This is a genomic window from Methylobacterium sp. PvP105, assembly GCF_017876975.1.
Taxonomy (GTDB): Bacteria; Pseudomonadota; Alphaproteobacteria; order Rhizobiales; family Beijerinckiaceae; genus Methylobacterium; species Methylobacterium radiotolerans.
The window spans coordinates 65,979-90,407 of sequence record NZ_JAGIPA010000001.1; the positions used below are offsets into that span (position 1 = coordinate 65,979).

At 71.2% G+C, this 24,429-nt stretch carries 23 protein-coding genes; 10 read left to right on the forward strand and 13 right to left on the reverse strand.

Annotated elements, in window-relative coordinates:
* Positions 1 to 36: 36 nt before the first annotated feature.
* The 8 genes from J3A75_RS00375 to J3A75_RS00410 form a co-directional block, all read right to left on the reverse strand.
* A complete protein-coding gene (locus J3A75_RS00375) occupies positions 37 to 1,398 on the reverse strand; it encodes a sigma-54-dependent transcriptional regulator (protein ID WP_209649619.1) in 1,362 nt (453 codons plus the stop codon).
* A gap of 57 nt (positions 1,399 to 1,455) precedes the next feature.
* Positions 1,456 to 1,788, reverse strand: a complete 333-nt coding sequence (fliN, locus tag J3A75_RS00380) for a flagellar motor switch protein FliN (RefSeq protein ID WP_012321962.1) — start codon at positions 1,786 to 1,788, stop codon at positions 1,456 to 1,458.
* 10 nt (positions 1,789 to 1,798) lie between these two features.
* Positions 1,799 to 2,410, reverse strand: coding sequence for a FliH/SctL family protein (locus J3A75_RS00385; RefSeq protein ID WP_024828322.1), 612 nt, complete (start codon positions 2,408 to 2,410; stop codon positions 1,799 to 1,801).
* Positions 2,407 to 3,465, reverse strand: a complete 1,059-nt coding sequence (gene fliG / locus J3A75_RS00390) for a flagellar motor switch protein FliG (RefSeq protein ID WP_012321964.1) — start codon at positions 3,463 to 3,465, stop codon at positions 2,407 to 2,409. Before fliG ends, J3A75_RS00385 begins: the two co-directional genes overlap by 4 nt.
* Positions 3,466 to 3,490: 25 nt before the next feature.
* Positions 3,491 to 5,122, reverse strand: a complete 1,632-nt coding sequence (fliF, locus tag J3A75_RS00395; protein WP_024828321.1) for a flagellar basal-body MS-ring/collar protein FliF — start codon at positions 5,120 to 5,122, stop codon at positions 3,491 to 3,493.
* Between the two features lie 369 nt (positions 5,123 to 5,491).
* Positions 5,492 to 5,767, reverse strand: a complete 276-nt coding sequence (locus J3A75_RS00400; protein WP_007569077.1) for a DUF1153 domain-containing protein — start codon at positions 5,765 to 5,767, stop codon at positions 5,492 to 5,494.
* Between the two features lie 91 nt (positions 5,768 to 5,858).
* The gene (locus tag J3A75_RS00405; protein WP_024828320.1) at positions 5,859 to 6,545 is read right to left on the reverse strand and encodes a flagellar hook assembly protein FlgD; all 687 of its coding nucleotides are present in this window, start codon (positions 6,543 to 6,545) and stop codon (positions 5,859 to 5,861) included.
* A gap of 95 nt (positions 6,546 to 6,640) precedes the next feature.
* Entirely contained in the window at positions 6,641 to 8,125 is a 1,485-nt protein-coding gene (locus J3A75_RS00410) for a flagellar hook-length control protein FliK (protein WP_312892301.1), read from the reverse strand.
* Positions 8,126 to 8,460: 335 nt separating this feature from the next.
* On the opposite strand from J3A75_RS00410, the gene mnmA reads away from it, so the two are divergent.
* The 4 genes from mnmA to J3A75_RS00430 all read left to right on the forward strand — a co-directional run bounded on the left by mnmA (position 8,461) and on the right by J3A75_RS00430 (position 12,805).
* Positions 8,461 to 9,615 carry a tRNA 2-thiouridine(34) synthase MnmA gene (mnmA, locus tag J3A75_RS00415; protein WP_053622333.1) on the forward strand — a complete coding sequence of 385 codons (1,155 nt, stop codon included), beginning with the start codon at positions 8,461 to 8,463 and terminating at the stop codon, positions 9,613 to 9,615.
* 25 nt (positions 9,616 to 9,640) lie between these two features.
* Positions 9,641 to 10,294 (forward strand): class I SAM-dependent methyltransferase, encoded by a 654-nt coding sequence (locus J3A75_RS00420; protein WP_063111956.1) that lies wholly within the window; start codon positions 9,641 to 9,643, stop codon positions 10,292 to 10,294.
* Positions 10,291 to 11,094 (forward strand): TVP38/TMEM64 family protein, encoded by an 804-nt coding sequence (locus tag J3A75_RS00425; RefSeq protein ID WP_024828317.1) that lies wholly within the window; start codon positions 10,291 to 10,293, stop codon positions 11,092 to 11,094. Before J3A75_RS00420 ends, J3A75_RS00425 begins: the two co-directional genes overlap by 4 nt.
* 223 nt (positions 11,095 to 11,317) lie before the next feature.
* Positions 11,318 to 12,805, forward strand: coding sequence for a sensor histidine kinase (locus J3A75_RS00430; protein WP_043343100.1), 1,488 nt, complete (start codon positions 11,318 to 11,320; stop codon positions 12,803 to 12,805).
* A 125-nt stretch (positions 12,806 to 12,930) separates the two neighbouring features.
* Here J3A75_RS00430 and bioB read toward each other — a convergent pair whose 3' ends face one another.
* The 3 genes from bioB to J3A75_RS00445 form a co-directional block, all read right to left on the reverse strand.
* Complete coding sequence (gene bioB / locus J3A75_RS00435; RefSeq protein WP_012321972.1) at positions 12,931 to 13,944, reverse strand: biotin synthase BioB; 1,014 nt, start codon at positions 13,942 to 13,944, stop codon at positions 12,931 to 12,933.
* A gap of 31 nt (positions 13,945 to 13,975) precedes the next feature.
* Positions 13,976 to 15,091: a methyl-accepting chemotaxis protein gene (locus J3A75_RS36945; RefSeq protein ID WP_107645324.1), complete on the reverse strand. Its 1,116-nt coding sequence runs from the start codon at positions 15,089 to 15,091 to the stop codon at positions 13,976 to 13,978.
* 219 nt (positions 15,092 to 15,310) lie between these two features.
* Positions 15,311 to 16,195 carry a fumarylacetoacetate hydrolase family protein gene (locus J3A75_RS00445; protein WP_012321974.1) on the reverse strand — a complete coding sequence of 295 codons (885 nt, stop codon included), beginning with the start codon at positions 16,193 to 16,195 and terminating at the stop codon, positions 15,311 to 15,313.
* A 435-nt stretch (positions 16,196 to 16,630) separates the two neighbouring features.
* Here J3A75_RS00445 and J3A75_RS00450 point away from each other — a divergent pair, with 435 nt between their 5' ends.
* Positions 16,631 to 17,920, forward strand: a complete 1,290-nt coding sequence (locus tag J3A75_RS00450; protein WP_244413137.1) for an OmpP1/FadL family transporter — start codon at positions 16,631 to 16,633, stop codon at positions 17,918 to 17,920.
* A gap of 181 nt (positions 17,921 to 18,101) precedes the next feature.
* On the opposite strand, the gene J3A75_RS00455 is transcribed toward J3A75_RS00450, so the two are convergent.
* Positions 18,102 to 19,883: a PHA/PHB synthase family protein gene (locus J3A75_RS00455; RefSeq protein ID WP_041372857.1), complete on the reverse strand. Its 1,782-nt coding sequence runs from the start codon at positions 19,881 to 19,883 to the stop codon at positions 18,102 to 18,104.
* Positions 19,884 to 20,099: 216 nt separating this feature from the next.
* Between J3A75_RS00455 and J3A75_RS00460 the strand changes: the two genes are divergently transcribed.
* The 4 genes from J3A75_RS00460 (at position 20,100) to J3A75_RS00475 (ending at position 22,635) form a co-directional block, all read left to right on the forward strand.
* Positions 20,100 to 20,486, forward strand: a complete 387-nt coding sequence (locus tag J3A75_RS00460) for a hypothetical protein (RefSeq protein ID WP_106427872.1) — start codon at positions 20,100 to 20,102, stop codon at positions 20,484 to 20,486.
* Positions 20,487 to 20,597: 111 nt separating this feature from the next.
* Complete coding sequence (locus J3A75_RS00465; RefSeq protein WP_024828312.1) at positions 20,598 to 21,815, forward strand: LL-diaminopimelate aminotransferase; 1,218 nt, start codon at positions 20,598 to 20,600, stop codon at positions 21,813 to 21,815.
* 134 nt (positions 21,816 to 21,949) lie between these two features.
* Positions 21,950 to 22,162: a hypothetical protein gene (locus tag J3A75_RS00470; RefSeq protein ID WP_012321979.1), complete on the forward strand. Its 213-nt coding sequence runs from the start codon at positions 21,950 to 21,952 to the stop codon at positions 22,160 to 22,162.
* Between the two features lie 113 nt (positions 22,163 to 22,275).
* Positions 22,276 to 22,635, forward strand: a complete 360-nt coding sequence (locus tag J3A75_RS00475) for a hypothetical protein (RefSeq protein WP_043074910.1) — start codon at positions 22,276 to 22,278, stop codon at positions 22,633 to 22,635.
* Positions 22,636 to 22,656: 21 nt separating this feature from the next.
* Here J3A75_RS00475 and J3A75_RS00480 read toward each other — a convergent pair whose 3' ends face one another.
* Complete coding sequence (locus J3A75_RS00480; protein ID WP_071000426.1) at positions 22,657 to 22,995, reverse strand: DUF3140 domain-containing protein; 339 nt, start codon at positions 22,993 to 22,995, stop codon at positions 22,657 to 22,659.
* 188 nt (positions 22,996 to 23,183) lie between these two features.
* On the opposite strand from J3A75_RS00480, the gene prfB reads away from it, so the two are divergent.
* Positions 23,184 to 24,312, forward strand: a protein-coding gene (gene prfB, locus J3A75_RS00485) for a peptide chain release factor 2 (protein WP_106427873.1) whose coding sequence is annotated in 2 segments (ribosomal slippage) — positions 23,184 to 23,252 and positions 23,254 to 24,312 — 1,128 coding nt in all. Because the reading frame shifts where the segments join, the coding sequence is not laid out codon by codon here.
* The last annotated feature ends 117 nt before the right edge of the window (positions 24,313 to 24,429 follow it).

Below are 24,429 nucleotides of genomic sequence, written 5' to 3' on the forward strand. Positions count from 1 at the left end.
GAAGCCGATCCCGAAGCCCCTACAGGGACACGCGCGTCAGCCGCAGGCGACGCTCGCCCGGACGCTGCCGGGCTCGGCCACGTCGAGACCGGCCGAGACGTACTCGTTGAGCTTGTTGCGCAGGGTCCGGATCGAGATGCCGAGGATCTTGGCCGCGTGGGTCCGGTTGCCGAGGCAATGGTCCAGCGTGTCGAGGATCAGGTCGCACTCGACCTGCGCCACGGTCCGGCCCACCAGCCCGCGGGTGGCGGCCTCGGCGACCTGCGCGGCGCGCGCGGCCGGCCCCTCCGCCGCGAAGGTCTCGCCCTCGGGCGAGAGGATCGCCTCCGGGCCGATCGCGTCGCCCGAGGCGAGCAGCACCGCCCGGTGCAGAGTGTTCTCCAGCTCGCGCACGTTGCCGCGCCACGGGTTCCGCAGCACGAGCGCCCGGGCCTCCGCGGAGAGCGGGCGGACCGGCATCCCGTTCACGGCGGCGTATTTCCGGGCGAAGTGAGTGGCGAGTTCGAGGATGTCGGCCGGTCGCTCGCGCAGCGGCGGGAGCCGCAGCCCGACGACGTTGAGGCGGTAGAGCAGGTCCTCGCGGAACGTGCCCTTGCGGACCTCCTCGGCGAGGTTGCGGTTCGAGGTGGCGAGCACGCGGATGTCGACCCGGACCGGGGCGGTGCCGCCGACCCGGTCGATCACCCGCTCCTGCAGGGCGCGCAGCAGCTTGGCCTGCAGGCGCACGTCCATCTCGGAGATCTCGTCGAGGAGCAGCGTGCCGCCGTTGGCCTCCTCGAACCGGCCGATGCGTCGGGCGACCGCGCCGGTGAACGCGCCCTTCTCGTGGCCGAACAGCTCGGACTCGAGCAGGGCCTCGGGGATCGCCGCGCAGTTCACCGAGACGAAGGGCTTGCCCGCCCGGTTGGACTTCTGGTGGACGTGCCGGGCCAGCACCTCCTTGCCGGTGCCGCTCTCGCCGGTGATCAGCACCGAGGCCTCGGAGCGGGCGACCTGCTCGGCGAGCTTGACCACCCGCTCCATGGACGGGTCGCGCCAGACGAAGGCGGCGCGGTCGGTGGCGACTGCCTCCAGCACCGCCGCGATCATCTCGGGATCGGGCGGGAGCGGGATGTATTCCTTGGCGCCCGCCCGGATCGCCGCCACGGCGGCTGAGGCGTCCGCCGAGACGCCGCAGGCGACCACCGGCGTGCGGATCCGCTCCCCCTCCAACGCGGTGACGAGCTCCCGGATCGGCAGCCCCACGTCGATCATGATGAGGTCGGCGCCCCGCGCGCGCAGGACGGTGAGGCCCTGCGGAACGGTGTCGGCCTGCGTGACGGCGGCGCCGCGCTGCATGGCGATCTTCGAGGCGGTGATCAGCTCGCCGTTGAGCCGCCCGATCATCAGGAGCCGCATGGTTCGTCCCTCTCAAAACCCGGGCGCGGACAGCCCCCCGGCATCCGCACCGAACAATCACTCACCCTTGACGATCTCGGTCATCGTCACGCCGAGGCGGTCCTCGACGAGGACGACCTCGCCGCGGGCGACCAGCCGGTTGTTGACGAACACGTCGATCGCCTCGCCGACCTTCCGGTCGAGTTCGAGCACCGCGCCGGGCGCGAGCCGGAGCAGGTCGCCGATCGGCATCCGGGCGGAGCCCAGCACCGCCGAGACCATCACGGGCACGTCGAAGAGCTGCTCCAGGTCGGCCGCCGTCTTCGGCGTGGTGGGCGCGTCGCGGATCGAGCCCGCCGCGTAGTCGGTGTCGTGCTCGCCGAGCTGGGGCAGGCTGAAATCGTCGGACATCAGGATCTCCTCACGGGCTCGTCGGCAGGCCGAGGGCGTCGAGCACCGCCGCCTCGATGCGGGCGCGCTCCCGCACGATGCCGCCGTCCGCCCACTCGATGCGGGCGTCGCCCGCCGCCATGTCGGGATCGCCCAGCACCACGAGCCGGCCCTCGTAGCCGCGCTCGCGGGCGAGGCGCTTCACCAGGGCCTCGGCGTCCTCGACGAGGCTGTCGTGCACCCGCACCACCAAGTGCGGCACGCCGCGCAGGTGCTGGAGCGCCGTCCGGGCCGCCTCGCCGATCCCGGCGAGCGGGGCGGCGTCGAGGGCGTCGCCGGCCACCTTCCGGGCGATCAGCATGGCCACCTCGACCGCCTGCGCCTCGCGCTCGAGGTCGCGCGCGTCGGCCTGGGCGATCAGGCCCGCGGTGGCCAGCGCCAGGCGGGTCATGGCATCGGCGAGCCGGCCCTGGACCTGCGCCTCGGCCTGGACCCGGCCCTCCTGCATGCCGCGGGCGTGGGCCTCGGCCTCGGCGCGGGCCGCGGCCTCGGCGGCGCGCTGGGCCTCGGCGCTGGGGCGGGCGCTGCGGAAGTCGGTCTCGAACAGGAACGGCTTCGCGCTCCGGGCGGATTGGGCGCTCAATAGACCAGCTCCTCCTCGGCGCTATTCTTCGCGATCATGATCTCGCCCTTCTCGGCGAGGTCCTTGGCGATCTCGGTCATCTTGGCCTGCGCCTCGTCCACCTCCTTGAGGCGGACCGGCCCGAGCGAGGCCATCTCGTCCGTGAGGTTCTTGGCCGCGCGGGTCGACATCTGCCTCAGGAAGAAGCCGCGGGTGGGCTCGTTGGCGCCCTTGAGCGCGCGGCACAGGGTCTCGTTGTCGATGCCGCGCAGCAGCGTCTGGACGCTGCCCGGATCGAGCTTCAGCAGGTCCTCGAAGGTGAACATCAGCTCCCGGATCCGCTTGGCCGAGCCGCGGTTGGCCTGGTCGAGCGCGGCGAGGAAGCGGCCCTCCGTCTGCCGGTCGAAGGCGTTGAACACGTCGGCCATCATCTCGTGGGCGTCGCGGCGCTGGGTCTGGGCGATGGTCGACACGAACTCGACCCGCAGGGTCTCCTCGATGTGGCGCAGGGCCTCCTTCTGCACCGTCTCCATGCGCAGCATCCGGTTGAGGACGTCGATGGCGAAATCCTCGGGCAGGATGGTCAGCACCTTGGCGGCGTAGTCGGCCCGCACCCGCGACAGCACCACCGCCACGGTCTGCGGGTACTCGTTGCGCAGGAACGAGGCGAGGATCTCCGGATCGACCTGGGCGATCGAGGCCCAGACCCGCTTGCCGGACGCGCCCTTGATCTCCGCCATGATCAGCGAGACCTGGTCGCTCGGGAAGATCTTCAGGAGCAGCGCCTCGGTCCGCTCGAAGTTGGACGAGATGCCGCCGCTGTTGCTGAGCTTCGTCACGAACTCGATGATCAGCTTCTCGACGGTGGTCGCCTCCAGCGTGCCGAGCTGGACCATCGCGTGGCTGACCTTCTTGATCTCCTCCTCTTCGAGCATCTGCCAGATCGGCGCGCCTTCCTCCTCGCCGAGCATCAGCAGGAGCGCGGCGGCGCGCTGCGGGCCGGGCATCGACGCGAACGAATCGCCGCCCGCCGTCGCCAGCGTGTTCGCCAGACCCTGTCCCGCACCTGCCGCCATCGTGTTGCCCTCGACGCCCTACGCTTCACTCTTCCTGGATCCAGGTGCGCAGCACCTCGACGGTCTCGGACGGGCTCGCCCGGACCATGTCGACCACGCGCTGGACCGTCTCGGCCTGGACCTGGCCGTTGATCTTGGCGAACTCCATCAGCCGCGCGGTCGGGCTGTCGCGGTCGATGACCGTCACGGTCCCGCCCGGACCCGCGACCACGGCGGCGTCGCCGGGGATCGCCAGTCCCGACGCGGTCAGGGCCGGCGCTTCCGGCACCGGCGCGAGCACTTGGCGCACCAGGGGGCGGACCACCGTGAGGAGGACGATCAGGGTCAGCAGCGCCAGGACGGCGAGCTCGGCCATGCGCAGCACGTCGTCCTTGGTGGGGGCGAGCAGCGACTCGATCAGCGTCGGCTCGGTGAATTGCGGCACGCTCGGCGCTTCCGCGAAGCGCAGGTTCACCACCTCGATCTGGTCGCCGCGGGCCTTGTCGAAACCGACCGCGCCGCGGACCAGCGCGGTGATCCGCTCGATCTCGGCGGGCGTGCGCGGGCTATAGGTCTGCTTGCCGTCGGGCGCGGCGGCGTAGACCCCGTCGAGCACCACCGCGACCGACAGGCGCTTGATCCGGCCGCCCTCGGCGATCTCGGTCTTGGTGACCCGGGAGATCTCGTAATTCGTGGTTTCCTCGTTCTTGTTGGTCGCGTCCTTGGGCGTCGGCGCCTTGTCGCCGCCATTGGCGCCGGGCAGCTCGTTGCCGACGCTGACCTGCCCCTCGGCATTGCCGGTGACCGCCGATTCGGTGCGGGTCTGGGCGGAGCGCACGACGCGGCTTTCGGGATCGAACGTCTCGGAGCGGCTCTCGACCCGGTTGAGGTCGAGTTCCGCGTTGACCTGGACGCGGGCCCGGCCCGGGCCGACGATGCCGGCGACGACGTCCTCGATCTGGCCGCGCAGGCGCCGCTCGAGGGCGACCTGCCGGTCCTCGAACCCGCTGGCGACGTCGGTCGCGGCATCCCGCGCGCCGTCCGCCAGGAGCCGGCCGCGCTCGTCGACGATCGAGATCCGCTCGGGCTTGAGGCCCTCCACGGCGGAGGCCACGAGATGGCGGATCGCCCGGACCTGCCCGGCATCGAGGTCGCCCATCAGCTTCAGCACGATCGCCGCGCTCGGGCTTTCCCGGTCCCGCTCGAACAGGCGGCGCTCCGGCAGGACGAGGTGGACACGGGCCGCCTGGACCCGGCCGATCGCCCGGATCGAGCGCGCCAGCTCGCCCTCCAGGGCGCGCAGGTGATTCACGTTCTGAACGAAGTTGGTGGACGAGAACGCGTCGCCCTTGTCGAAGATCTCGTAGCCGACGCCGCCCTGGGTCGGCAGCCCCTTGCCGGCGAGGTCCATGCGCAGCTTGGCGAGGTCCGGGCGCGGGGCCAGGATCGTCTGCCCGGCATCGCCCCGCGTCTCGTAGCGGATCCCGCGGCTGTCCAATTCCCGGACCACGGACGCGGAGTCCTGCATCGACAGGTCGGAGAACAGCACGCCCATATCGGGGCGCGAGACCCGCAGGATGATGAAGGCGAAGAAGCCGATGAGCGTCAGCGTCACCGCCGCCATGGCGGCGATTCGGGCCGGTCCGAACTTCGTGACGAGATCGAGAACCGGCTTCACGGGAGGATTCGCTGCACTCTAACGCTGGCGGACCCCGGCGGTCCGCTCGGCAGAAATTGCCCAGGTCGTGGTTAGCGGGTCGTTAATGCCGACGGTCCGGCCGGTCCGGAGGCGGGCCCGGAACGGCACGAAGCCGCGTCCGGGGTCCGGACGCGGCTTCGTGGGATCTCGGAGTCGACCGGGCCAGTCCCTGGGCGCCGTCTCGGGTCGTCGCTGCGGGCGTGAGGCCTTCGCGTCGGTCCGGGGCCGCGAGGCGAGTCCCTCGACCAGAGCCGCCGATGCGCCGGGTCTCGGCACCCTCGGTCTCGATGGGCCCCGGGATCGCCTGCGGCGTCCCGGGACGATGGCGCCCGGCAGGGGCGTCGCGTATCAGTGGCGGTAATGCTGGATCCGGGTCGTCCGCAGGCCGGCAAGGCCGTGCTGGTCGATGGAGAACTGCCAGCTCAGGAATTCCTCGGTGGTCAGCGTGTAGCGCTTGCACGCCTCCTCCAGGCTGAGGAGACCGCCGCGCACCGCGGCCACGACCTCGGCCTTGCGCCGGATCACCCAGCGACGGGTGCTCGGGGGCGGAAGGTCCGCGATCGTCAGGGGGCTGCCGTCGGGCCCGATCACGTACTTCACTCTCGGGCGGCTCGGTTCGGTCATGATACGCTCTACACTCGACTGACCTGTCGAGCATTGAAGGTACTTGTGCCCGCTTAAGAGATGTTGAAGCGAGTCACTCGGATGTGATTCGTTAAGTGCCACTTGTGGACAACCCGATGGTCTGCACGCTGGACAGCGGCACTCTCTGCGAGCCGATCACCAGCACCGGCGACGTTCCGCTGAGATCGACCTCGTCGACGGCCCCCGTCAGGCTCGTATCGACCGCGACGCTCGAGCCGGTGGCGTCCGTGGCCGCCACCTTGATCGAGTAGTTCCCGTCGGGCGCGGTCAGGCCGGCCGAGGTCTTGCCGTTCCACGTGTAGGTCTGGCTGCCGGCGCTGAGGGCGGTGGTCTGCGTGGCCACGACGTTGTTCTTCGAGTCCAGGACCGTGATCACCGCCTTCGAGGCGGCCCGGGCCGGGTTCAGCGTCCAGGAGGCGGAGCCGCCGGACAGCTGCGAGGCGCTGCCGTCCGCCGACACGGTCTTCCCGATGTAGCTCGTGGCCGAGGCCGAGCTCGCCGACTGCGACGCGCTGAGGATGCTGTCGAGGCGGTCGTTGGTCTTCAGCTGCTGCTCGACGCCGGCGAACTGCACCAGCTGCTGCGTGAACTGGTTGGTGTCCATCGGGTCGAGGGGGTTCTGGTTCTTGAGCTGCGTGGTCAGCAGCGTGAGGAACTGCGTGAAGTTGCTGGCGATCTCGGTGGCGTTGCCGCTGCTGCTCGTCGACGAGCCCGTGGTGTTCGTCGTGCTGGTCAGGCTGGATATGCCGCTCGTCATGCTGATCTCTCCCGTGCCGCGTCCTGGCGCAGGGGCCGGATGCGCGCTGTGTCGGTGTCCGTGTCGGTCCGCGATGCGGGCGCCCTGCGCCCCGCCTAGATTCTCATGTCGACGCCGCCGTAGCCGCGCAGGTGGCGGATCGGGGCGATCTCTTGCGGGGCGTCCGCCTGATCGCGCGACCAGCCTGTGCCGCCCCCGCGCGGGGAATCGCCCGGCTGACCACCGCTGCCGCCGCTCTGGGCGCTTCCGTCGCCCCGCAGCGACAGGTTGATGCCGCCGGCCGCGGGATCGAAGCCGGCCTGGGACAGCGCCTGCTGCAGCTGGCCAGAATCGCGCTGGAGCAGCGCGAGGGTCTCGGGCCGGTCGACCACCAAGTGGGTCATGACGCGGCCGTGCGCCTTGTCGATCTCCAGCTTGACGTCGATGCGTCCCAGTTCGGCCGGATCGAGGCGGATCTGGAACTCGTTGGATCCGCGCAGGGACCTCAGGCCGATGGTCATCGGCACCTGGCCGATCGGGATGGGCGGATCGGTCCGGACCGACGCGGCGCTCTGGTTCGGCGCGGCAGCCTCCTGAGCGGCACGCGACGTGTCCACGGCCTGGCCGGTCGGTATGGGCGGTGTCGGACCGCCCTGCGCCGCCGCGGGCATCGTCTGAAGCGGGCCTGCGCCCTGGCCCGCGTCGGTCAGAACGGTGAGGAAGTCCTGGGTCGCCGCGTCGGACGTCGCGGCCGCCGCGCCGCCGGCACCGGCCGTCGGGCCGTCGACGGGGACGCTGCCCGGCCCGACCTTGCCGGGTTCGTGACCGCCGGCCGACGCTGTGGCGGGGCCGGATCCGGCGACCCCCGAGACGGCTCCGCCCGCGCGGCCGCTGCCCCGCGCGTCCGTGCCGGGAGGACCCGCGGCCACGCCGGTTCCGGGGAGCGCCGCCGCGCCGTCCTGCGCCGGCGCGGTGCCGGTGTCCCCGTCCGCCTCGACCTTGACCGTCCCGGTCGCGGCGCCGCCCTTGGACAGCGCGGCGATGAGGGCCAGCAGGGAGGCGGACGGGCTCGACCCCGCCGGCTGCGCGGCGGTCTCGGCCTTCTGCGGCAGCGCCGCCGCGTCGATCGACGCGGCCTCGTGGTCTGCCGTGGCGGCCATTTCGGAGGCCGGAACCTCCCCGGCCGCGGCGGCCTCGGAACCCTGCCGACCGGCGGTTTCGGTCCGTCCGGTCTCGGCGGTGCGCGCACCCGCGACGGAGGGCTGCCCCTCGGCCTGCCGGGCCCGCGCCGCCGGAGCCGCCGCGTCCGCCGGAGCCGCGGCTTCCGCCGGGGCCGCGGCGTCCGCCGGCTTGGCGAGGCTGGCCTTCTTGTCTGCGGCCCTGGCCTCGCTCCGCAGCGCCGCATCCCGCGCGCGGTCGCTGGCCACCCGCGCGGCGTCGGCCTGATCGCGCAGGTCGGCCTGCCGGGCGCGGGCCGCGTCGGTGACGTCGCGCTGATCGGCGGCGCGGGCCCGCGCCGCGGCGGCGGCGTCGCGGGCCTGGGCCGCGCTCAGGGCGGCGCCGAAGCGGTCCTGCGCGGAATTGCCGGCGCGGGCCGCCACGCCCGCGGCCTCCCAGCCCGAACGCGGCGCCTGCGCGTTCCGCGCGGACGGAATCCACGTGGTGACATCCAACCGATCCGCCGCGCCGCTCGCCATACCGGACTCCTCTGAGCCGCTCCGCAGCAAGGCGCGCGCCACCGGGACGGTCCGCTAAGGTGCTGGAAACGTTCGTTCTCTTCCCGCGATGCGCGGAGCGGGCCTGATCGAAGCTGCCGCCCGCCCGGCAGGATCTGCCGAGTGTCCGGCCCGGCCGCCCTGGAAAGCCGGGCGAAGTCCCGCTATAGACGGCCCGTGCAGCCGGGGAGCTTCCGGGCCGGCGGCTGCGGACCCTCGCGATGAACGCCCTCGATCTTCCCAAAGCCCCCCACGAGACGCGCGTCGTCGTCGCCATGTCGGGCGGCGTCGATTCCTCCGTGGTCGCGGGCCTGCTGAAGCGGCAGGGCTTCGACGTGGTCGGCGTGACGCTCCAGCTCTACGACCACGGCGCGGCGAGCCACCGCAAGGGCGCCTGCTGCGCCGGCCAGGACATTCACGACGCCCGGGCGGCGGCGGAGCATCTCGGCATCCCGCACTACGTCCTCGACTACGAGGACCGCTTCCGCGACGAGGTGATCGAGAAGTTCGCCGAGAGCTACCTCGCGGGCGAGACGCCGATCCCCTGCGTCGAGTGCAACCGCACGGTGAAGTTCCGCGACCTGCTGGGCCTCGCCCGGGATCTCGACGCCGACGCGCTCGCCACCGGCCACTACGTGGCCAGCCGGGCGCTTCCTGGCGGCGGCCGGGCGCTCCACCGCGCCCTCGATCCCGCCCGCGACCAGAGCTACTTCCTCTACGCGACCACGGCGGAGCAGCTGGACTTCCTGCGCTTCCCCCTGGGCGAGATGGAGAAGACCGAGACCCGCGCGCTCGCCAAGGAACTCGGCCTGTCGCTCGCCGAGAAGCCGGACAGCCAGGACATCTGCTTCGTGCCGCAGGGCCGCTACAGCGACGTGATCGCGCGTCTGCGCCCCGACGCGGCGCGGCCCGGCGAGATCGTCGATCTCGATGGCCACGTTCTCGGCCGGCACGACGGGATCGTGCACTACACGGTGGGCCAGCGGAAGGGCCTCGGCCTGTCCGGACCCGAGCCGCTCTACGTGGTGCGGCTGGAGCCGGACGCGGCCCGGGTGGTGGTCGGGCCGCGCACGGCGCTGGCCACGACCCGGATCCGACTGTCGGACCTGAACTGGCTCGGCGAGGGGCCGGCGGAAGCCGTGCGCGACCAGCCCGTGGCGGTCCGCGTGCGCTCGACCCGGCCGCCGCGCCCGGCGACGCTGACGGTCGGGCCGGACGGCGCGGTCGAGGTCGTGCTCGCCGAGCCCGAGGACGGCGTGTCGCCGGGCCAGGCCTGCGCGATCTACGCGGATGACGGCCCCCGGGCCCGGGTCCTGGGCGGCGGCACCATCCGGCGTGTCGACGCGTTGTCGGCCCGGCCCCGCGAGGCCGCCTGATCTCAACCTCTGGAAATTGCGAACGATGCTGAGCGAGCCGCAGATGGCCGGGCCGAGCACGGCCCTGATGCGCAAGGCCTATGCCCGCTGGGCCCCCGTCTACGACGTGGTCTACGACAAGCTCACCGAGCCCGCGGCTCGCGCCGCCGTGGAGGCGGCGGCCGAGCACGGGCCGCGGATCCTGGAGGCCGGCGTCGGCACCGGGCTGGCGCTGGGCTACTATCCGAAGGCGAGCTTCGTCTGCGGCGTCGACCTCTCCGAGGACATGCTCAAGCGTGCCCGCACCAAGGTCCGGCGCCGGAACCTGGCGCACGTGAAGGGCCTCCAGGTGATGGACGTCTGCCACCTGGGCTACGCCGACGCGAGCTTCGACGCCGTCGTGGCGCAGTTCCTGATCACCCTGGTTCCCGATCCCGAGGCCGCGCTGTCGGAGTTCCTGCGGGTGGTCCGCCCGGGCGGCGGTATCGTGCTCGCCAACCATTTCGGCCAGAGCGAGGGCCCGGTCGCGCGGGTCGAGGAGATCGTGGCGCCGCTCTGCACGAAGATCGGCTGGTCGTCGGACTTCAAGGCGACGCGGATCGAGGCCTGGGCCCGGCGCAACGGCGTCGAGGTCCTGGGCCTGAAGCCGACCTTCCCGGGCGGGTTCTTCAAGATCCTGCGGATGCGCAAGCCCGGGTGAGCGAGACCGGCAACGCGCCCGTCGCCGAGGGTCGCGCGGAGAGCCGCGAAGGACGCTGGAAGCGGCTGCGGCGCTGGCTCCCGCTCGTGCTGCTCCTGACGGTGTCGGCGGTGGTCCTGGTTTCGGGGGCCGCGCAGCTCCTCAGCCTCGACCGCCTGCTCACCTCGCGCCTCTGGCTGCGGGGCTTCGTCGAGGCCGGCTATCTCCGCGCGCTGGTCGCGGCCTACTGCCTCTATGTCGGGGCCGTCGTCGTGTCTGTGCCGGCCACGCTGATCCTGACGATGGTCTGCGGCTTCCTGTTCGGCATCGTTCCGGGGGCGCTCACCGCGGTCTGTGCCGCCACCACCGGAGCGGCCATCGTGTTCGCCATCGGCCGCGGGCCGGGCGCCGACCTCCTGCGGCGCATGGGCGGCACGCGCCTCGCCGGGCTGGCCGAGGGCTTCCGGCGCGACGCCTTCGGCTACATCGCCGTGCTGCGCCTCCTGCCGCTGTTCCCATTCTGGGTGACCAACCTCGCACCCGCCGCCTTCGGGGTGAAGATGCGGGTCTTCGTGCTCGCGACGTTCCTGGGGTTGCTGCCGGGGGCTCTCGTGTACGCCACCACGGGCGCCGGCATCGAGGACGTCGTCGCCGCCCACGAGGCCGCGAAGGCCGCCTGCCTGGCGGCGGGGTCGGGCGGCTGCGACACGGCTCTGACCCTGCGCGCCCTGGTCACGCCGAAGATGGTGGCGGGTCTCGGGATGCTGGCCGCCTTCGCCCTGGTCAGCATGCTGCTGAGCCGGCGCGCCAAGCGCGGCTGACAGGCGCGGCTGACAGGCGCCGCCGGGATACGCGATCCACCGCCGGATCCGTTTTTCCGTGTCTAAGGGCACATGCAACCGCGTGGGGGTGGATATCGTATAGTGCTCGCCGCCGAGAGCCTGTATTCCCGCCTGCGAATCTGTGGCTTGCGAACATGTATCCCGCGAAGGCCGGACCCGGCTCGAGCTTTCTCAATCCTCTCTCCGCCGATCCTCATCCGCGATGCCCGCGCGGAGCGTGACCGGCGTGTCCGTCAAGTCCGATCAGGCCGCGGCACCGGCGACGCCGGCGCCCGCTCCGGCCCGCGACCTGCCCGAGCGGCGCACGGCGCGCCTCGGCCTGTCCGGGCGGCTGTTCCTCGTGACCGTCGCGTTCGTGGTGGTGGCCGAGGTGCTGACCTACGTGCCGGCGGTGGCCAACTACCGGATCGAGTGGATGTCCGACCGGCTGGCGGCCGCGCAGGTCGCCGCCCTGGTCCTCGATGGCCGGACCGGCGAGCCGGTCTCCGAGCCGCTCGAGAGCCGGCTCCTGGCCGGCGTGAACGCCCGGGCGATCGCGGTCCGCGGGGGCGGCGCCCAGCGCCTGCTCGCCATCGAGCCGATGCCCGAGCAGGTCGCCGACACCGTCGACCTGCGCGACGTCACGGCCCTGTCGGCGATCCGGGGCGCGTGGCGCACCCTCGTGGCGCCGGTCCACGAGCCGATCCGCGTGGTCGGGGAGGGCGGGATCGGCTTCGACCGTGTCGAGATCCTGCTCGACGAGGCGCCGCTGCGCACCGCCATGATCGACTACGCGCTGCGCCTGCTGGTCTCCTCGCTGATCATCGCGGCCGCCGCGGCCGGTCTCGTCTTCGTGGTGCTGCAGGTGCTGATCGTGCGGCCGGTGCGGCGCCTCGCCACCAGCATCACGGTCTTCGCGGACGATCCGGAGGATGCCGGCCGGATCATCGCCCCGTCCCGCCGCAGCGACGAGATCGGCCAGGCCGAGCGGGCGCTCGGGCGGATGCAGCGCAGCCTCGCCGACCAGCTCCGGCAGAAGCGGCGTCTCGCCGAGCTCGGCCTCGCGGTCAGCAAGATCAGCCACGAGCTGCGCAACCTGCTGACCGGCGCGCAGCTCCTGGGCGACCGCCTGGAGGGTACCGAGGATCCGACGGTGCAGCGCGTGGCCCCCCGCCTCGTCGGGACGCTGGCCCGCGCGATCCGCTTCTGCGAGGCGACCCTCGCCTACGGGCGCGTCTCCGAGCGGACGCCGCTCCTGACCAGCACGCCGCTGGCGCCGATCTTCGCGGAGCTCCCGGATCTCGCCGCGCTGGCGGCGCACCCGGTCAGCGTCCAGGTCGCGGCGGGCGATCTCTCCGTGCAGGCCGATCCGGAGCAGCTCGGTCGGGCGCTGGCCAATCTCGTGCGCAACGCCGTGCAGGCGCTGGACGGGGCCGCCGTGCCGGAGGCCACCGTGAGCGTGGTCGCCTCGCGCGCGGCGTCGGGTCGGATCACGATCCTGGTCACCGATAACGGCCCCGGCCTGCCGGCGCGCGCCCGGGAGAACCTGTTCGCGCCGTTCCAGGGATCCATGCGGTCCGGCGGCACGGGCCTCGGTCTGCCGATCGCCGCCGAACTGATCGGGATCAACGGCGGAACCCTCACCCTCGACACCTACCAGGACGAGGGGACGAGCGGGGCGCGCTTCCGGATCGTGCTGCCGGAGGGCTGACGCGATCGCCCGCGGGCGACCGCCGTGAACCGGGAGGGGCCCGGTCGGGGGGCGATGCCGGGCTCCGTGGCGCCGCTGAGGCGCCGCGCGCAGGGGCCGGGAAGGGCGAGACGGCGACCTGTTGCCTACTCGGCCGCGGCCCGGACGGGCTCGCCGACCCGGATGCCCAGATCGGCCAGCAGAGCCGCGTCGTCGTCCTGGCCGTTATTGGCCGTGGTGAGCAGCCGCTCGCCGTAGAAGATCGAGTTGGCACCGGCGAGGAAGCACAGAACCTGGGCCTCGCGGGTGAGGCTCTTGCGGCCGGCGCTGAGCCGCACGCGGGAGCGCGGCATCACGATCCGCGCGGTGGCGCACATGCGCACGAGATCGAACGGATCGACCGCCGGCTGATCCTCCAGCGGCGTGCCGGGCACCGCCACGAGGGCGTTGATCGGCACGCTCTCCGGATGGGGGGCGTGGTTGGCGAGCACCTGGAGCATCGCGGCGCGGTCGGTGACGCCCTCGCCCATGCCGACGATGCCGCCGCAGCACACGCCGATCCCGGCCTCGCGGACGTTCGCGAGGGTCTGCAGACGCTCGTCGTAGGTTCGGGTGGAGATGATGTCCTCGTAGAAGTCCGGGCCGGTGTCGAGGTTGTGGTTGTAGGAGGTCAGCCCGGCCTCGGCGAGGCGCCCGGCCTGCGAGGGCGTGAGCATGCCGAGCGTCACGCAGGCCTCCATGCCGAGGCCGCGCACGCCGCGCACCATGGCGAGCACCGCGTCGAATTCCGGGCCGTCCTTCGGCTGGCGCCACGCGGCGCCCATGCAGAAGCGCTGGGCGCCGGCGGCCTTGGCGGCGGCCGCCTCGGCCAGCACCGTCTCCACCGGCATCAACCGCTCGCGGGCGACGCCCGCGCCCTTGTGGTGGGCCGATTGCGGGCAGTAGGCGCAATCCTCCGGGCAGCCGCCGGTCTTGATCGACAGGAGCGACGCCCGCTGGATGTCGGCGGGGTCGTTGTGCCGGCGGTGCACCTGTGCAGCCCGGAACACGAGGTCCATCAGCGGCAGGTCGTGGATCGCGCGGATCTCCGCCACGCTCCAGTCGTGGCGGATCTCGCCGAGGTCAGGCTGCTGGGAACCGGGGAGGGAAGTCGCGCTCATCCGGTGTTTGAGCCGGATCGGCGGCCAGAAATCAAGCGGGCCGCGCGCCCGAACGCCCGACCGAGGGGTCGGTCTGGACGATCATGCCGTACCAGCCCAGCCCGCGATACGTCTCGTAGCCCGGTGTCCGATGGAACGCCGTGACCGTGCCGGTCCGCGGATCCCGCGCGACGCCGCTCGTCTGGCCGTCCATCCGGCAGGAGACCCGTTCGGTCAGGAGCCCGGCCTGGTCCGAGGCGGCCAGCACCCGGCCGCCGGCGTCGACCAGCAGCGCGCGGGTGCGGTCGCGGTCTTCCGGCGCGACGCGGATCCCGGAGACGATCGCGTGCGCCTGCGGCGCCCAGTCGAAGTGGATCGCCAGGACGCCGAGCGGGGCGCCGTTCGCCCGGCCGTCCGCCCGCACGCTCGCCGCGTAGGTGGCCACCTGCGCGCCGCCCAGCGCCTCCTCCCGACGCACGTCGGCGCACACGAAGGCGTCGCCGCTCTGCAGGGCGAGCGCGTCCCGGAACCACGCTTCCCCCGCGACGCTCCGGCCCCGCAGGCCGGGATAGCGATCGGCGCGGCCGGTCGCGAGGATGCGGCCGTCCAGGTCGCAGACCCAGAGATCGAGATAGACGGTGTAGGCCGAGAGGATGATGCCGAGGCGCTCGCCCGCGAGGGCCGCCGCGGCCGGGCCGGGATCGGCCGCGCAGGTCACGACGGCGGCGTCGGTCGCCCACCAGCGCACGTCGCAGGTGCGCTCGTAGAGATTGCGATCGATCAGCTCGACCGCGTTGAGCGCGAGATCGACCAGCCGCTCACCCTGGACGCGGCCCGCCATCGTCTCGACGGTGCGTTGCAGCTCGACGATGCGGCCCGCCAGGTGAAGCTCCAGCTCGCCGGCGATGACGTCCACGGACTCGCCGAGGGCGCGCACCTCCTGGGCGACGACCGCGAAGCCGCGTCCCTCGTCTCCCGCCCGTGCGGCCTCGATGAGGGCGTTGAGGGCGAGGATCTTGGTCCGCGCCGTGATCCGCCGGATCCGACCTGTCTTCTCCTGAGCCGCCTGCTTCACGGCATCGGCCAGGATCTCGATCGACCTGAGCGTCGGCGGCTCGGACTCCGATCTGAACGTCCGGCCTCTTGAAAAATCAATGTTGGTCGTCATGTCTGGCCCGATCGGCGATGCGGGCATTTTACATCGATGCTATAACGCTGTCTTAATTGGCCGATATTCCTGATCTAACTTGCAATGTTAAAATAAAATCAGAATTCAATCGAGGGTATGTAGAAACCCCGTCCGGACCCGGCGTCGGGCGATCACCGATATCGGTGGGGTGTCCCGGAGAACAGGCCGCCGCCCGGGCGCAGGCGGCGGCCCAGCCTGTCAGTCCGTCGGCTCCCCGGCCGAGACCTTGGCGGTCCAGTCGTCGAACGCGATGACCTTCTGGCGCTGCTCGCCGAGCCGGTCGATGCGCAGGACCATCTCGTCCCCGGCCTTGAGGTAGCGCGGCGGCTTCATGCCGAGGCCGACGCCCGGCGGCGTGCCGGTGGTGATCACGTCGCCCGGCTCCAGCAGCATGAAGTGCGACGTGTAGGCGACGAGCTGGGGAACGTCGAAGATCATCGTGGCGGTCGAGCCGGTCTGCCGGCGCTCGCCGTTCACGTCGAGGCTCATGGCGAGGTTCTTCAGGTCGGGAATCTCGTCGAGCGTCACCAGCCAGGGCCCGAGGGGGCCGAAGGTCGGCGCGCTCTTGCCCTTCGTCCAGGTCGGACCGCGGTTCATCTGCCATTCGCGCTCGGAGACGTCGTTGCAGATGCAGGCGCCCGCCACGTAGCTCAGCGCCTCGTTGGCGTGGACATAGCTGGCGCGCCGCCCGATCACCACGGCGAGCTCAACCTCCCAGTCGGTGCTGTGCGACCCCTTCGGGATGATGACCGTGTCGTTCGGCCCGCACAGGCTGGACGGGGCTTTGTTGAAGATGATCGGTTCCGCGGGGATCGGCGAGCCGGTCTCGGCGGCGTGATCGGCGAAGTTCAGGCCGATGGCGACGACGTTCCGGGTGCCGCCGACGCAGGGGCCGAGGCGCACGTCCGGAGGCAGCTTCGGCAGGGTCTCGGGATCCAGCGCGCGCAGCCGCGCGAGCGAGTCGGGCGCGAGGGCCGGCCCGGCGATGTCGCGCACGATGCCCGACAGGTCGCGCAGCCCCCCGCTGGCATCCACGAGGCCGGGCTTCTCGTCGCCGCTCGGGCCGTGCCGGAAGAGCTTCATGGTCGCACTCCTCATCCTTCCCTGAACCGGTCTGCGCCGGACGCCGGGACCATGGCCGGGCCTCGACCCGGGTGCAAGGCCGGCCGCGGCTACGGGTCCGCCCATCGGGTGTCGCAGCCGGGCCACAGGACGGCGGAAAAGTGCAGGGTCGGCGACATCTGGATATATTGTTCCTGCCGCCGTCTCGGTGCGAGACCCCGGATCAAGACTGAAGAGTCTCGATGATCGCGCGCTTTCGCTTGTGAAGGTGCCGTTTACCGATCGTAATCTACTGTTATTCCTCTCGGTGCCGAAAATGATCAGGGTCATTGCGGTCCTGCGCCCGAAAACGGCACCATGCACGAAAGGTCGCCGCATAACGGGTCTCGAACAATCGACGGCGCCCAGCAGAACGAAGGCTTGGGGGAACAGATGGGCGGGACGGTTCGCGCTGCGATGCTGGCGGCGACGGCGGTGATCCTCGGCGCCGGGCAGGTGCAGGCGGGGGCGTTCGGGATCCGGGAGCAGAGCACCGAGGCCCAGGGACTGGCCTTCGCGGGCGCGGCGTCGGGATCGGGCGGCGTCTCGTCGATCTTCTGGAATCCCGCGACGATCACGATGAACCCGGGCTTCGTCGCGGAGCAGAACTTCACCTATATCGGCCTCTCCTCGGAGATCCGGCCCGCGCCGGGCACCAATCCGGGCTTCGCGCGGCTGGGCGGCTCGGGTGAGCTGGGCCAGGGCGCCGTCGTGCCGGCGGGCGCCACGTCCTATCAGCTCAACGACCGCCTCTGGCTCGGCCTCTCCACCGGGGCCCCGTTCGGCCTCGTGACCAAGCCGCGCGACGTGTGGGCCGGCGAGGTCTACGGGCGCTCGTCGCGGATCTTCTCGCTGGCGATCAACCCGGTCATCGGCTTCAAGGTCAACGAGTGGCTCTCGATCGCGGCCGGCCCGAACATCGAGTATTTCCGCCTGACCCTCCGGCAGGCGCTGCCGATCCCCGGCATCCTGCCGACCTCGTACCCGAGCTCCTTCCTCAAGGGCGAGTCCTGGGGCGCGGGCTTCACCGCCGGCGCCACCCTGACGCCCCGCGACGGGACCGTGCTGGGCATCGGCTACCGCTCCTCGGTGCACCACGACATCGACGGCTCGATCGGCGTGCCGCTCGTCGCCCTGGCGCCGCTGGCTGGGCAGGTCCGCGCCAAGCTGAACACGCCCGACAAGCTGAGCGTCGGCCTGACCCAGGCGGTCTCGCCGGTGGCGCGGGTGAATCTCGGCTTCGAGTGGGACAACTGGTCGAGGCTCGGCACCATCGGCATCGTGTCGAAGACGATCGGCCTGCCGGTGAACAACCTGCCGCTCAACTACAAGGACGGGTTCACCTACGCGATCGGCGCCGAGTACGACGCCTCGCCGAACCTGACGCTGCGGACCGGCTTCGCCTACGAGACCTCGCCCATCGACTTCCGGAACCGCTCGGTGCGCCTGCCGGACGGCGACCGGTACAACGTCTCGGTCGGCGCGAGCTACCGCTGGAGCCAGCAGCTGACGCTGAACCTCGCCTACTCGCACTTCTTCCTGGACCGCTCGCGGATCCTCGCGGGCATCGGCCGCGACTACAACATCAGCAACATCGCCTTCGCGGGCGTGGTGGATTCCAGCGCCGACATCGTCTCGGTGGGCTTCCGCTACGTCTTCGGCGCGCCGCCGGCCCCGGCTCCGGCGCCGCTCGTGCGGAAGTACTGACAGCCAGCTCAGGTTGCGTGCTTCGCTGCCGCCGTCGTTGCGAGCGCAGCGAAGCGATCCAGGGCAGCGCCGCGCTGACAGGTGTCGCGCTGCCCTGGGTGACGTCGCTCCGCTCGTGATGGCGGGGCGGCTCCGTGATCGTCGCGGCCGATCACCCGTCGACCCGCGCGCGTCGCGCGCCTCAGGCGCGCATCCGCACGTAGGTCCCGGGCGCGGGGCCCAGGGATTGAAGAGCGTCGCCGCCCGGCTGACGGGCGGGCACCCGCTCCGGAGCCTGCGCCTCGATCCACTGGAACCAGTAGGGCCACCACGAGCCCTTGGTCTCGACCGCGGCCCTGATCCACTCTTCGAGCGTCCCCTTCACGGGGCCGCCGGTCCAGTAGCCGTATTTCGGCTTGGACGGCGGGTTGATCACGCCGGCGATGTGGCCCGAGCCCGCGAGCACGAAATCGACCTTGCCGCCGAACACCTTCGAGCCCTCGAAGACCGACAGCGCCGGCGCGATGTGGTCCTCGCGGGTGGCGAGGTTGAAGATCGGAACCTGCACCTTCCGGAGGTCGAGGCGGACGTTGCCCAGCACCATTCGGCCCTGCGCCAGCGTGTTGTTGAGGTAGCAGTTGCGCAGGTAGAAGGAATGGTTGGCCGCCGGCATCCGGGTGGCGTCGGAATTCCAGTACAGCAGGTCGAAGGCCGAGGGCGCCTTACCCTTGATGTAGTTGTTCACGACATAGGGCCAGATCAGGTCGTTCGGCCGGAGCATGTTGAAGGCGTTCGCCATCCGGGCGCCCTCGAGATAGCCCTGCTCGGCCATGCGCGCCTCGACCTGGCGGATCTGCTCCTCGTCGGCGAAGACCTTCAGGTCGCCCGCGTGGGTGAAGTCGACCTGCGTGGTGAGCAGCGTCGCGCTCTTGATCCGGCGGTTGCCGGTCGCGGCCTGCATGGCGAGCGTCACGGCGAGCAGCGTGCCGCCGACGCAGTAGCCCGCCGCCGTGACCTCGTTCTCGCCGGTGGCGACGCCGATCGCGTCGATGGCCGCCTCGATCCCCTCGCGCATGTAGGACTCGAAGTCCTTGTCGGCGTGGCGCGTATCCGGGTTCACCCAGGAGATGCAGAAGACCGTCAGCCCCTGATCGACCATCCACTTGAAGAAGCTCTTCTGGGGGTTGAGATCGAGGATGTAGAACTTGTTGATCCAGGGCGGGACCATCAGGAACGGGCGCCGCAGCACGGTCTCGGTGGTCGGCGCGTACTGGATCAGCTCGATCAGGTCGTTGCGGAACACCACCTCGCCGGGGGTGACCGCCATGTTGCGGCCGACCTCGAACCCGCTCGGGTCGGTCTGGCGTACCCGCAGCTGCCCGCCGCCGGCCTGCAGATCCTCCTCGTACATCTTGAGGCCGCGGACGAGGTTGGCGCCGTTCTCCTGCAGGGTGTGGCGGATCAGCTCCGGGTTGGTCGGCAGGAAGTTCGAGGGCGACAGCATGCTGGTGAGCTGGCGCAGGTAGAACTGCGCCTTGTGGCGGGTATGCGCGTCGAGACCCTCGGCCTCGTCCACGAGGCTCTCGGCCCAGCGGGTTGCGAGCAGGTAGGCCTGCTTGATGAAATCGAAATACGGGTTGGTCGACCACTCGGCATGGGCGAATCGCGCGTCCCGGGGCTCGGGCAGCGCCACCGGATCGGCGGGCTGGCCCTGCAGGCGCAGGTAGGTGGAGCCCCAGAGCGACAGGAAGGCCTGCGCCAGGCGGGCCTGCGCCTCGGCGCTGCGGTTCGGGTCGGCGAGCCAGGCCTCGGCCACCTGACCGAGCACCTTGGCCGCCTCGTTCATCTCGCTGCCGGGCGCGCCCGCTTGGCCCTCGGGCCCGAGGAGGCGGGCGACGTTGCGCCCCATCGCCTCGACGAACTGCCCGGCATTTCGGGAGAGCGCCTCGAAATCCGGCATCGGGGCGACCGTGCCGTCCGGCATCGCGCCGTTCGAGACCGACTTCGGAGGGGCGGTCCGATCCGGCGCCTGCGGGCTCGTCAAACGTGCCTCCCTGTGCTTCATCTGTTGACCCGATGGCGCGGGCCTCGTTTCCGACAAAATAAGGAGCGAGCCAGAGTTTTCGCCAGCCCGGCTCAGGACGTCGCCGAAACATCCGGCCGATCTTTTCATACGCATGTGACGATGGATCGTGCCATTTTGAACCCCGCCGTCCGCCCGCGTCGCGCCGGTCCGCTGCGCCGCCTGACGCGCGTGGCCGGCCTGGGCGTGCTGGTCGGCGCGCTCGGGGCCTGCTCGGGCGACGTCGTCCGCTCGCTGGCCTCCGATGCAGGCTACGGGCCGCGGGTCGTCGCGGCCCCGGATTTCGTCGCGGACACGCGCAGCAAGGTGCAGCCCGACTTCATGCCGGTGGGCGTCGACGCGCCGAAGCGGCCGGTCCGGGCCAAGTCGGTCACGGGCCAGAAGGCCCTGGAGGCGGAGCTGGAGGGCGCCCGCGGACGCAACGAGGCCCGGGGCCGCGCCGCCGCGAGCGCCGGGCGGGGCGCGGCCGCCACCATCAAGCCGGCCCCGGCGGCGCCGCAATAGCCGGCCCTTTTTCTGGGTCGGCGACGGCCCGCAACTCTGCTAGAGCAAGTGGTTCGCCCGACCGGCCCAGACGAGAGACGCCGGATCCGGGACGCGCCGATGGACACGCCCATGACCGACTTCCACCGCATCAAGCGACTGCCGCCCTACGTCTTCGAGCAGGTCAACCGGATCAAGGCCGCCGCCCGAGCGCAGGGCGCCGACATCATCGATCTCGGCATGGGCAACCCGGATCTGGACGCCCCGAAGCACGTGATCGCCAAGCTGTGCGAGACGGCCGGGCGGCCGCGCACGGATCGCTACTCGGCCTCCAAGGGCATCGCGGGCCTGCGCAAGGCCCAGGCGGGCTATTACCAGCGGCGCTTCGGCGTGACCCTGAACCCCGACACCCAGGTGGTGGCGACCCTCGGGTCGAAGGAAGGGTTCGCCAACATGGCCCAGGCGATCACCGCGCCGGGCGACGTCGTGCTGGTGCCGAACCCGAGCTACCCGATCCACGCCTTCGGCTTCCTGATGGCCGGCGGCGTCATCCGCTCCGTGCCGGCCGAGCCGACTCCCGCGATGTTCCCCGCCCTGGAGCGGGCCATGCGCCACTCGATCCCGAAGCCGGTGGCGCTGGTCGTGTGCTACCCGTCGAACCCGACCGCCTACGTGGCGAGCCTCGACTTCTATCGGGACCTCGTGGCCTTCGCGAAGCAGCACGAGCTGATCCTGCTGTCGGACCTCGCCTACGCGGAGGTCTACTTCGACAACAACCCGCCGCCCTCGGTCCTGCAGGTGCCCGGCGCCATCGACTGCACGGTGGAGTTCACCTCGCTGTCGAAGACCTACTCAATGGCCGGCTGGCGGATGGGCTTCGCGGTGGGCAACGAGCGCCTGCTCGCGGCACTCACCCGGGTGAAGTCCTACCTCGATTACGGCGCCTTCACGCCGATCCAGGTCGCCGCGACCGCCGCGCTCAACGGGCCGGACGACTGCATCCACGAGATGCGCAGCATCTACAGGAAGCGCCGCGACGCGCTGGTGGAATCCTTCGGCAAGGCCGGCTGGACCATCCCGTCGCCCGCCTCCTCGATGTTCGCCTGGGTCCCGATCCCCGAGCGCTACCGGGAGCTGGGCAGCCTCGAATTCTCCAAGCTGCTGCTGGAGAAGTCCGACGTGGCGGTCGCGCCCGGCATCGGCTTCGGCGAGTTCGGCGACGAGTACGTCCGCATCGCCCTCGTGGAGAACGAGCAGCGCATCCGGCAGGCGGCGCGAAACATCCGGCGGTTCTTCGACGGCACCGACAAGACGCTGCACAACGTCGTGCCGATGGCCCGGGCCGGGTAGCCGGGCCCGCGCAGATTGTTGCCGCGGGGCGACAGACCCGGTCAAAGGTGTCGGCGCCCCGCGCCGGCGCTTGTCAGGGCGGGGCGCGATGGCCAGGGTCAGGTGCGGGGGTCTTCCCGCGTCCCGAGTGTCGCATGCGCCGCCTGAACCTGATTGCCGCCCTGCTGCTCGCCGCCGCGGCCTCGGCCTGCGCGCCGAACCCGATCATCGCCCGGGATCCGATCCCCGCGCCGGGACCGGCGGACGTGTACGCGTGCGACTCGAAGCCGTTGCCGGTCAACGCCTTCATGACGGATTGCCGCCCCGTTCCGGCGAGCCCGCAGGTCGTGCTGCGCGCGCGCGGCTGATCCCGCCCGGGATTTCGGTAACCGGTCGATTCGGATCCGACGGACAAGCCGCCCGCGATCAGCTAGACTGTAGGCCGGATGCCGGCTCGTCCGGCCCCCTGACGGAGCATCGCGTGAGCACCAAGACCCTGATCGCCGCCGGACTCCTCGCCCTCCTTGCGGGGCAGGGCGCCTCGGCCTCGGACGCCGCCTACCCGGCGGCGCCCTTCCAACCTCGCGCCTTCGTGTTCACCGCCCCGAACGGCCCGACCGTCCTGGAGACCGACGGCTGCTGCCAGGTCGTCGTACCGCCGGGCCGGCCCGACCTCGCCCAGCCGGCGGTCCCGGTGGCCGAGGTGATGAACGGCGGCGGCTTCGGCTACACCGGGTTCGATTACTACAACGACCAGATCACCGAGGGCCGGTTCGGCGCGCGCAAGCGGCCGCGGGAGTACGTGATCGCCCCGTCCTACATCGTGCCGCCGCGGTACTGAGCCGCCGGGCGCTCCGGGGCCTCAATCCTTGTGCGGATCGTGGCCCCAGTTCATCAGCGACATCCGCCAGGGTGAGTCCGGATCCTTCCGGGCCGCGCCGCCCTGCTTGAGGTGGCGGTGGACGTAGCCCACGACCTTGCGCATGGCAGTGTAGTCGTCGTCGGTCAGATCCGCTTTCTTCTTGTCCTTGATGGCCAGGATGCGCCGGCCCATCTCGTGGCCGGTCGATTCATTGCCGTCCTTCTTCTGGCCGACCTCCTTGCTGGCGTCGCTGTCGAGGTGCTTCTTCAGCGCGGCCGGCGTCATGTTGACGGCCTCGTTGAAGTCCTTCCACGTCGCCGCGTGATCGTCATCCGCCATCTACAAGCCTCCTTCGTCCGTGCCCGACAACGCGCCCGGCGCGGACCGGCTCGCGCGCATCCCTGCGGTCGGGCGCCGCACGGGGGGAGGGTTGGACGGCTTGGCGGCGTTTACAGGTCGGTCCCCGGGGGCTATCACCCCCGCCCGACACCAAACCCCTTCCCCGCACCCCATCCCCGAAAAACCAGATGCGCGCCGAGATCGAGCAAGCCTCGGATGCCGCCAAGCAGTCTATAGGGCTGCTGAGGAGGCATCTTTGACTGGGACACAGTCGATAAACGCCTCGCGGAGCTGAACGCAGCCTCCGAGGACCCCGACCTCTGGAACGATGCCGAGGCCGCCCAGAAGGTCATGCGCGAGCGCCAGCAGCTCGACGAGGCCGTCACGGCGATCAAGAAGCTCGAGCGCGACCTCGAGGACGGCGCCACGCTGATCGAACTCGGCGAGATGGAGGGTGACGAATCCTCGATCCGAGAGGGCGAGGCGGCGATCCTGGCCGTCGAGAAGGAGGCCGCGAGCCGGCAGGTCGAGACCCTACTGTCCGGCGAGGCCGACGGCTTCGACACCTATCTCGAAGTGCATGCGGGCGCCGGCGGCACCGAGAGCCAGGACTGGGCCAACATGCTCCAGCGCATGTACGCCCGCTGGGCCGAACGCCGGAAGTACAAGGTCGAGGTCGTCGAGATGACCGACGGCGAGGAGGCCGGGATCAAGGGCGCCACGCTCCTGATCAAGGGCCACAACGCCTACGGGTGGCTCAAGACCGAGTCCGGCGTGCACCGGCTGGTGCGGATCTCGCCCTACGATTCCAGCGCGCGGCGGCACACCAGCTTCGCCAGCGTCTGGGTCTACCCGGTGATCGACGACCGGATCGAGATCGAGATCAAGGAATCCGACTGCCGGATCGACACCTACCGGTCGTCCGGCGCCGGCGGCCAGCACGTCAACACCACCGACTCGGCGGTGCGCATCACCCACAATCCCACCGGGATCGTGGTGGCGTGTCAGCAGGAGCGTTCGCAGCACAAGAACCGGGCGACCGCCTGGAACATGCTGCGCGCCCGCCTGTACGAGCTGGAGCTGAAGAAGCGCGAGGAGAAGGCCAACGCCGAGGCCGCCGCCAAGACGGATATCGGCTGGGGCCACCAGATCCGGTCCTACGTGCTGCAGCCGTACCAGCTGGTGAAGGACCTGCGCACCGGCACCCAGTCCACCGATCCGGACGAGGTGCTCGACGGCGACCTCGACCCGTTCATGGAGGCCTCGCTGGCCCAGCGGGTCTACGGCGGCGGCGAGGCGGTCGAGGATATCGACTGATCGGCGGTCTCGATCCGCAACGCCGTCATCACGAGCGGAGCGAAGTGGCCCAGGGCAGCACGCGATCGCTCAGCGTGGCGCCACCCGGGATCGCTTCGCTCCGCTCGCAAAGACGAT